7 protein-coding genes and 1 pseudogene are annotated in these 8,163 nt (G+C 77.2%); 4 read left to right on the top strand and 4 right to left on the bottom strand.

All coding sequences use genetic code 11. The features are described from left to right. Positions 1-446 (top strand): annotated as a pseudogene (locus tag RKE29_RS25435) (hypothetical protein); the annotation flags it as partial. Between the two features lie 170 nt (positions 447-616). Here the strand turns inward: RKE29_RS25435 and RKE29_RS25440 are convergent. After that, positions 617-1,396, bottom strand: a complete 780-nt coding sequence (locus RKE29_RS25440) for an AfsR/SARP family transcriptional regulator (RefSeq protein WP_312007975.1) — start codon at positions 1,394-1,396, stop codon at positions 617-619. Between the two features lie 286 nt (positions 1,397-1,682). Between RKE29_RS25440 and RKE29_RS25445 the strand changes: the two genes are divergently transcribed. Both RKE29_RS25445 and RKE29_RS25450 read left to right on the top strand, forming a co-directional pair. After that, on the top strand, positions 1,683-3,032 hold the full coding sequence (locus RKE29_RS25445) for an FAD-binding monooxygenase (RefSeq protein ID WP_312007976.1): 1,350 nt from the start codon (positions 1,683-1,685) through the stop codon (positions 3,030-3,032). 203 nt (positions 3,033-3,235) lie between these two features. Continuing rightward, complete coding sequence (locus tag RKE29_RS25450; RefSeq protein ID WP_312007977.1) at positions 3,236-4,837, top strand: AfsR/SARP family transcriptional regulator; 1,602 nt, start codon at positions 3,236-3,238, stop codon at positions 4,835-4,837. Between the two features lie 301 nt (positions 4,838-5,138). On the opposite strand, the gene RKE29_RS25455 is transcribed toward RKE29_RS25450, so the two are convergent. Together RKE29_RS25455 and RKE29_RS25460 are read right to left on the bottom strand one after the other, a co-directional pair. Then, positions 5,139-5,372, bottom strand: a complete 234-nt coding sequence (locus RKE29_RS25455) for a DUF2277 family protein (RefSeq protein WP_312007978.1) — start codon at positions 5,370-5,372, stop codon at positions 5,139-5,141. 330 nt (positions 5,373-5,702) lie between these two features. Next, the gene (locus RKE29_RS25460; RefSeq protein ID WP_312007980.1) at positions 5,703-6,089 is read right to left on the bottom strand and encodes a 4'-phosphopantetheinyl transferase superfamily protein; all 387 of its coding nucleotides are present in this window, start codon (positions 6,087-6,089) and stop codon (positions 5,703-5,705) included. A gap of 737 nt (positions 6,090-6,826) precedes the next feature. On the opposite strand from RKE29_RS25460, the gene RKE29_RS25465 reads away from it, so the two are divergent. Further along, the gene (locus RKE29_RS25465) at positions 6,827-7,777 is read left to right on the top strand and encodes an alpha/beta fold hydrolase (RefSeq protein WP_312007979.1); all 951 of its coding nucleotides are present in this window, start codon (positions 6,827-6,829) and stop codon (positions 7,775-7,777) included. Positions 7,778-8,000: 223 nt separating this feature from the next. Here RKE29_RS25465 and RKE29_RS25470 read toward each other — a convergent pair. Further along, positions 8,001-8,163 (bottom strand): biotin/lipoyl-containing protein (locus tag RKE29_RS25470; RefSeq protein ID WP_312007981.1); only part of this gene is annotated, 163 nt, incomplete at its 5' end.

Consider the following 8,163-nt stretch of genomic DNA (forward strand, 5'->3'; position numbering starts at 1 on the left):
GGCCGTGGCTGTCCGCGCAGTGCGCGGTCGCCCTCCGGCCCGGCGGTGTCGCCGAGGCGCACGCCCTGTGCCGCGCAGGCCGCTGCGCCTGCCGCTGTCACCGGAAGGTCGCGGTCAGCCTCGGCGCGCTGATCGGCGGGCCGCCGCACCTGGTGGGGTACGCGCCCGAGCCGGAGGCCGAGTTCGTACCGGCTCCGCTGCCGCCCCGGGCCGGGCGGCCCGGCCGTGGCGGTGACCAGCGGCGTACGCCCCCGGTGACGCCCGCGCAGGCCGTCGCGGAGATGCGGGCGGCCGGGTACGAGCCGATCGAGTCGTACCCGGGCCGGGCCACGGTCTCGTGGTCCTGCCGGTGCCTGACCTGCGGCGCGGCACGACGGCTGAAGCTGTCCGACGCGCGCGGCGGGCGTCGCTGCCGACACGTCAAGGGCATGCCCCCACCGCCCTGAGACTGCCCCTGAGACGGGGGCGGACACAGTTGGCCCCACACCGGCAATCCCCCGCGCCGGACATGGCCAGGCCAGCCCCGTCCGCCCCTCGGCCCGGCCCGCCCGTACCCGTACGGCGCGGGCCGGGCCGCTTCGGCCCGGGGGCGGCCGTGCGCCGGAGCGCGCGGCCGTCAGGCGCCGTGGGCCGGGGTCAGGGGGCGGTCGGCGAGGAGTTCGTCGCGTATGCGGCGGATCTCCGGTGACGGGTCGAGGCCCAGCTCGGCGTGGAGGAGCCGTTCGAGGGCGCCGTACGCCTGAAGGGCCTCGGCGCGGCGGCCCGCGTGGCGGAGGGCGGAGATGAGCTGGCCGTGGAACCACTCGTTGAGCGGGTAGTCGTGGACGAGCAGGCGCAGCTCGGGGATGGACTCGCGCTGCCTGCCGAGCCGGGCCTCGGCCTCGATGCGCAGCTCCAGGGCTCTGAGGTGCAGCTCTTCGAGGCGGGCGGCGCGGCCGGTGAGGATGTCGCCGGTGGGGATGTTGGACAGGGCCGGGCCGCGGCGCAGGGCCAGGGCCTGCTGGAGGTGGCGGGTGGCGCGGTGGGGGTGGCCGGTGCGCAGGTCCTGGCGTCCGTGGTCGACCAGGCGCTCGAAGACGGCGGTGTCGATGTCGTCCGCGGCGGCCTGGATGACGTAGCCCGGGGAGCGGGTGGCCAGCAGGGCGGAGGCGGCGGGCTCGGCCGCGGCCAGGAGTCTGCGGGCGTGGTGGACGTAGGTGGGCAGGGTGGTGAGGGCGCTGCGCGGGGGACGCTGGCCCCACAGCTCCCGTACCAGCGTGTCGGTGGTGACGACCTCGCCGGGGCGGGTGAGCAGCAGGGCGAGGGTCTGGCAGACCTTGGGCGTGCTCGGGCGGTGGGTGGTGCCGTCCGCGGTCACGATCTCGAACGGGCCGATGAGGTTGAACCGCACTGCCACGCCCCCTGTCCCCCGTTGACCGGTACTGCCGCCCAGCCGGACCGGCGGGCCGGGAGAGGTCACGTCCCGGGCCGGCGCCTGCGTGGAGGAGCCATCTACCCGTCCCCTTACCCGTTTTCCGAATTCTTCATGTGACGGGTTGTGCCGCCGTGGGCGAACGGGCGGGCATGAGCGTCTTGTTACCGGCTGGTTAGTGACGGTTGGGCTGCCTTCGGTTAGCGTCGCCATCCCGCTGGCACGTGCAAACGACCTGGCGTATCGGATCTGGACGAAGGAGGCGGCTGACATGGGTGACCAGCGAAGAGGCCGCGCGGTGGTGCTCGGTGGAAGCATGGCGGGGCTGCTGGCCGCGCGCGTGCTCGCGGAGAGCTACGCGGAGGTCACGTTGGTGGACCGGGACGTGCTGACCGGGGTGGCCGGGCCGCGGCGCGGCGTGCCGCAGGGGCGGCACGTGCACCGGTTCCTGTCGCGCGGTCAGGAGGTCGTGGAGGGGTTGTTCCCCGGCTTCACCGCGGACCTGGTGGCGGCGGGGGCGGTGACCGGCGACGCGAGCGCGGGCAACCGGCTGGTGGTGGACGGCCGGCAGATCCGGCAGGGGCATGCCGGGCGGCTGTCGGTGTCGGTCAGTCGGCCGACGCTGGAGCGGGTGGTGCGGGAGCGGGTGCGGGCGCTGCCGCGCGTGCGGTTCCTGGAGCGGCACGACATCCTGGGCCTGCGGACCACGGTCGACCGCGCCCGCGTCACCGGCGTGACCGTCGCGTCCCGCGACCGGACGGACGGCGCCGAGCGGGCGCTGGACGCCGACCTGGTGGTGGACACCACCGGGCGCGGCTCGCGCACCCCGGCGTGGCTGGAACAGCTCGGCTACGGGCGGGTCGAGGAGGAGGCCGTCAAGATCGGCCTGGGCTACGCCACCCGGCACTTCCGGCTGCCCGCGGACCCGTTCCCCGGGTTGTACGCCCTCGACGTCGTCTACTCCCCCGCCCATCCGCGCGGCGGCATCTGCGCGAAGATCGACGGCGGCCGTACGGTGGTGACCACGTACGGCATTCTCGGGGACGCGCCGCCGACCGACCCGGACGGTTTCCTGGACTTCCTCAAGTCGCTGTCCACGCCCGGCATCTACGAGGCGCTGCGCGGCGCGGAGCCGCTGGACAACCTGGTCGGCTACCGCTTTCCGGCCAACCTGCGGCGCCGTTACGAGCGGCTGGCCGCCTTCCCGGCCGGGCTGCTGGTGCTGGGCGACGCCGTGTGCAGCTTCAACCCGACGTACGCGCAGGGGATCACGGTGGCCGCGCTCGGCGCGCTCACGCTGCGGCGGCACACGGCCTCGGGCCGGACTCCGGAGGCGGGGCGGTACTTCCGGGACCTGGCCCGGGACGCGGTGGACACCGCCTGGAGCCTGGCGGTCGGCAACGACCTGGGCTTTCCCGGGGTGGAGGGCGAGCGTACGGAGCAGACGCGGGCGCAGGCCGCGTACATGGCGCGCGTACTGGACGCGGCCACCCGGGACGCCGACATCGCCCTGGTCTGGGGGCGGGTCCTGGGCCTGGTCGACCCGCCCGAGGCGCTGATGTCGCCCGAGGTGAGCGAGCTGCTGCGGCTCGACGCGGAACGGGTCGGGGCCGGGCGGTAGCGGGCACCGGGGCCACCCGGTCACGGCCGTGGCGGTCGCCGGCGGCCGGGTGCGGGACGGCGGCGGACAGGCGCGGGGCGGCAGCGGCCGGGCGGTCGGCGGCGGCCGACACGCCGGTCGTGGCCGGATCGGCTCAAGGTTCTTTCAATATGCCCATGACAACCTGGCGGGATTCCAGTCGGACGCAGTGACGGGGGAACGTCATGCGCTTTCGGGTCCTGGGTCCGTTGGAGGCCGTCGCGGCCGACGGGCCGGTCGTGCTGGGCGGCGCCCGGCAGCGGGCCACGCTCGGCTTCCTGCTGCTGCACGCCAACGAGGTCGTGGCCACCAGTCGGCTGCTGCGGGCCCTGTGGCCGCCGGACGACATCCCCCTGACCGCCCGTAAGGTCGTGCAGAACGCGGTGTGGGGGCTGCGCCGCACGCTCGCGGCCCACGCCGGGGCCGAGGCCGGAGCCGAGGCCGCCCGCCCGGCCGACGCGGTCCTCCTGCCGGCCGGCGCGGTCCCGCCGCCGGCCGCCGCGCCCGGCGGGTGGCCGACCGGGCCCGAGCTGGTCACCCAGGCGCCCGGCTACCTGCTGCGGGTCGACCCCGCGCAGGTGGACCTGCACCGCTTCCGGCAGCTGGCCGCCCAGGGCCGGGAGCGGCTGGCGGCGGGGGCGGCCGACGCGGCGGCGCGGGTGCTGGCCGAGGCCCTGGCACTGTGGCGCGGGCCGGTGCTGGCCGACCTGGCGGAGGCGGGCGTGGCGTGGCCGGAGCTGGCGGCCGTGCGCCGGGCCCGGCTGGACGCCCTGGAAGACCGCTTCGAGGCCGAGCTGGCCCGCGGCCGCCACCACGCGGTGCTCGGCGACCTGGAGACCGTGGCCGAGGCCGAGCCGCTGCGCGAGCGGCTGTGCGGCCAGCTCATGCTCGCGCTGTACCGCTGCGGCCGGCAGGCGGACGCGCTGGGCGCGTACGCGTGGATACGGGCCCGGCTGGCGGAGGGCCGCGGGCTGGAGCCGGGCCGGGGCTTGCGCGGACTCCAGCACGCGATCCTCACTCACGACCCCGGGCTGGCCCTGCCCGCCGCGCGGGAGCGCGCCGAGGTGCGGCCCGCCGTGACCGTGACCCGCGCGGCGCCGGAGCAGGCCGCGGCGCGGCGGCGCGCGGTGGTGGCCGAGCGGCGGGAGGTCGGCGTCGTCCTGCTGCGCACCCGGCCGGCGGACGGAACGCGCGGGGCGGAGGGTGCCGAGGCGGACGCCGCGCTCGACGCGGACGCCGCGGCCGTACGGCAGCGGGTGGAGAGCTTCGGCGGCCGGATCGCGGCGGCGGCCGGGCCGGTGACCCTCGCCCTGTTCGGCCTGCCGACGCGGCGCGCGGACGCCCGGCGGGGGTCCGGCCGGGGCGCGGACGCCCCCGAGCGGGCGGTGCGCGCCGCCCTCGCCCTACGCGACACGCTGGCCGCCTCGGGCACGGCGCTGCACGCGGCGGTGACCCTCGGCGAGGCGCTGGTGCGGTATGCGCCAGAGGACCCGGAGCTGCCGCCGTCGGCCGTGGGCACGCTGCTGGACCGGAGTTTCGGCATGCTGTCCCGCGTGCCCGTGGACGAGGTGCGCGTGTGCGACGCCACCGCGCGCGCCACCGAGTCGGCGATCGCCTACCACCGGGTGAGCGGCCGGCCCGGCGGGGTGACCGGGTGGCGGGCGCTGGGCGTGCGGCGCGCGCCGGCCGGGCAGCCCGGCCCGCCGCTGGTGGACCGCGACCACGAACCCGGCGTCCTGGCGGCCTGCTCGACCGGGCCCGCTGCCCGCGCTCCCCTCACCTGGTGACCGTCCTGGGCGACGCGGGGCTGGGCAAGACGACGCGGGGCTGGGCAAGAACCGGCTGGTGGCCGAATTCCAGCGGCGGACGGCGGGGCTGCCGGAGCCGGTGCGGGTGCTCACCGGCAGCGTGTCGCCGGCCACGGGCGACGGCTCCCCGGCCGTGCGGAGCGACACGCTCACCTCCTACTGCCGCATCCGGCAGGACGACCCGGCGCGCACCGCCCGGCACAAGCGGAGGCGGAGGCAGGCACCGGCCCGGCGGCGGGCGCGGCGGCGGACGGCGGGCCCGCCGCGCCTCGGCCCCGGCTCACGCCGCGTCCGGCCGGGCCGGACCGCCGCCGCGCACCTCCAGCGTCCGCAGCAGGTCCCGCGTCGCGGCCGTGACCGCCTCGACCGCCGCGTCGAACGCAGCGGCGTTGTGCCGCGCCGGGGCGCGGAAGCCGGAGATCTTCCGCACGTACTGCAGCGCGGCGGCCCGCATGTCCTCCTCGCTGACCGCTTCGGCGTACGGCGGGCGGAGCGTCTTGATGCTTCTGCACATGTCTTCGACCGTACGCCCCGGGTCTGACAGCCGCCCGGCCCGGCCGCTCCGGCCGCCCTGGCGGCCCCGCGCCGCTCCGGCCGCCGGACCCGCCGGACCGGGACCCCGGCGGCCTGCCGGGCCGCGAGCCGCCTGCTCGGCGAGGAGTCCGGCGTGGAGCCCTGCCGTTCGCCGAAGGACCAGCCGCCGCGCGGGCGTGGCCGGGGAGGCCCCGGCCGGGTCGGGCGCGGGCGTGCTGGTCCCCGCCCCGCCAGGGCGCCCGCCCGCCGGGATGCCCGCCCGCCGGGATGCCCGCCGGGACGCCCCCGCCCGGCTCGTACGACGCCGGCCTCAGCCGAGTCGGAGACGGGCCACGGTGACCTCCGGCGGCGGCGCGCCCGGTCCCAGGGCGCGTACGGCCACGGCGGCCTGGTAGCCGGGCGGGGCCGGAAGGTCGGCCAGCGCCCAGCCGTCGGGCACCCGCGGGTCCGGGGCCAGCCGCTCGGCCAGGCCCACGTGGTGGGTGGCCAGGCCGCCGGGCAGGCCGGTGCCGATGCCCTTCAGGTACGCCTCCTTGCGCACCCAGCAGCTCAGGAACGCCTCCTCGCGCACCGCCTCGGGCAGCGCGGCGATGGCCGCCCGCTCGTCGGGGTGCAGCCGGCCGGTCAGGTCGACCGCGCCGCCGCGCTGCCGGGTCGCCGCGCTCTCGATGTCCGCGCCGACCGGGGCGGCGGCGATCGNCGCTGCCGGGTCGCCGCGCTCTCGATGTCCGCGCCGACCGGGGCGGCGGCGATCGCCACCAGCGCGGCCTCGGCGGCGTGCGACAGCGAGAAGTGGGGGCCGACCCCGCCCGCCACGGCGGGGCGGCCGTGCGGCTCGTCGCAGTCGGGCATGCCGCACGGCTCGCGCACCAGCCGCACCTCGCCGGGCGGCAGGCCCAGGTAGCCGCCGAGCAGCAGCCGCAGGGCGACGTGGGAGGCCACGTACCGCTCGCGCGCGCCCTCGTGCCGGAACCGGGCCGCCCGCGCGTGCTCGCGGTCGTCCAGCAGCCCGTCGGCCAGGGCGGCGGCGGCCGCGACGGCGGCGGCGTCGATGCGCAGCAGCCAGGCCGCCACCTGGCCCGGCGGCGGCAGGTCGGCGGGCTCCGGCAGGTCGGCGGCCGGGCCCCACGGCACGGCGGTGCGGCTGTCGGCCGGGCTGTCGGGCTGCACGCTGGTCGCCCCCAGATGGCTCGCCGGTGTGACCATGAGTCCGTCACGGGTTTCGTTTGCTGGCCTGTTCCCCGGGGAGCCTATAGGGGCCCGGGAAGGTCCACGAGACGGCGCGGCGGCAGGAAGATGCCGCCCGCGCGGGGCGCGACACGCTGACCGGCGCTGTCGGCGCCCGCCCCGGGTTCGTCGGGGGCGAGTTACGATCACGCACGTCGGGCGCCCGCGTGAAGGGCGCCGCGGATTCACGGCAGGGGGATTTTCGCTATGTCGACGGATCGCACCGCGCGGCCGGAGGCGGCGGGCGGCAAGCCGGGGCCCTTGAGCTGGGTGGCCTCCGCTCTGGCCCTTCCGCTGGCCCCGCTGTACGGCGCCCTCCTCGCGTACTTCGTCTACCACCCGCCGCGCCGGCCGTACCACAAGAAGCCCGAGGACCTGGGCCTGGCCGCCACCGAGCTGACGGTGCCGCTGGACGGCCGGGGGCGGCGGCTGCACCTGTGGCTGTGCCCGGGCGCGCGGGACCGCGTGGTCGTGGTCGGCCACGGGCTGGGCCTGAGCAAGGCCGCCAGCCTCGCGCACGCCAAGCTGCTGAGCGACGCGGGGTACACGGTCGCGCTGTTCGACCACCGCAACCACGGCCGCAGCAGCGCGGACCGGGCCTGCTGGGGCATGAGCGACCGGCACACCGGCGACGTGCTCGCCGTGGTGCGCCACCTGCGCGCCCAGGAGGAGTACGCGTCGGCGCGCATCGCCGTCTACGGGTTCTCCATCTCCACCTTCCCGTCGCTGTACATGCTCAGGAAGGCGGACGAGTGCCCGGTGGACGCGGTCGTGTTCGACAGCGGCCCCTCGCTGGAGCTGGGCTCGCTGTTCGGCAACTTCGTGGCCGCGGGCGGCCTGCCCGTGCCCCGCTTCCTGCGGACCGGCCCCTCGGGCCGGGTGCTGGCGAAGGCCTGCGGCGCGCTGGCCACGGCCATGCTGCGGGTCGAGTGGCCGCCGCCCGTCCAGGGGGCGTACGCGCGGACGCCGATGCTCGTGCTGACCGGCGAGCGGGACACCATGATCCCGGAGGCGGGGGTGCGGGCGCTGGCCGAGCGGTATCCGCTGGCCGAGGTGCACGCGCTGCCGGACACCGAGCACCTTCAGGGCATCAAGGCGCACCCGGACATCTACACGGACATCGTGCTGGGCTTCCTCGACCGGTCGCTGAAGGAGTGACCGGGGGCCGGGGCCGGGTGCCGGGAGGGAGTGGGATGGCCTCCCCCGCCCCCGTTCCGCGGGGGAGACCCGAGTCCAAAGGCCGCCAGCACCCTTGGAATCCCGGGCTCCATCCTCGTGCCTGCCCCGCCGCTGCCCCAGCCCTCTGACACGAAGTTGTCAGAGCGAACCGTCCTGTCCCGAAGTTGACGCGTCAGTCGGTGTCGGCCGGGTTTGGCAGGGATCAGTCTTTGATGTCGCAGATGACGGCTCCGGCGGAGACGGACGCGCCGACCTCGGCGGTCAGTCCCTTGACCGTGCCCGCCCGGTGCGCGTTCAACGGCTGCTCCATCTTCATCGCCTCCAGCACCACCACCAGATCACCCTCGGCCACCTGATCCCCCTCG

This window comes from Streptomyces sp. B1866, from assembly GCF_031932565.1.
In the GTDB taxonomy this organism is placed as follows: Bacteria; Actinomycetota; Actinomycetes; order Streptomycetales; family Streptomycetaceae; genus Streptomyces.

Coding starts and splice junctions, on each gene's coding strand:
- RKE29_RS25445 (WP_312007976.1), top strand. CDS start 1,683: ATGGGTGACCAGCGAAGAGGCCGCGCGGTGGTGCTCGGTGGAAGCATG.
- RKE29_RS25450 (WP_312007977.1), top strand. CDS start 3,236: ATGCGCTTTCGGGTCCTGGGTCCGTTGGAGGCCGTCGCGGCCGACGGG.
- RKE29_RS25455 (WP_312007978.1), bottom strand. CDS start 5,372: ATGTGCAGAAGCATCAAGACGCTCCGCCCGCCGTACGCCGAAGCGGTC.
- RKE29_RS25465 (WP_312007979.1), top strand. CDS start 6,827: ATGTCGACGGATCGCACCGCGCGGCCGGAGGCGGCGGGCGGCAAGCCG.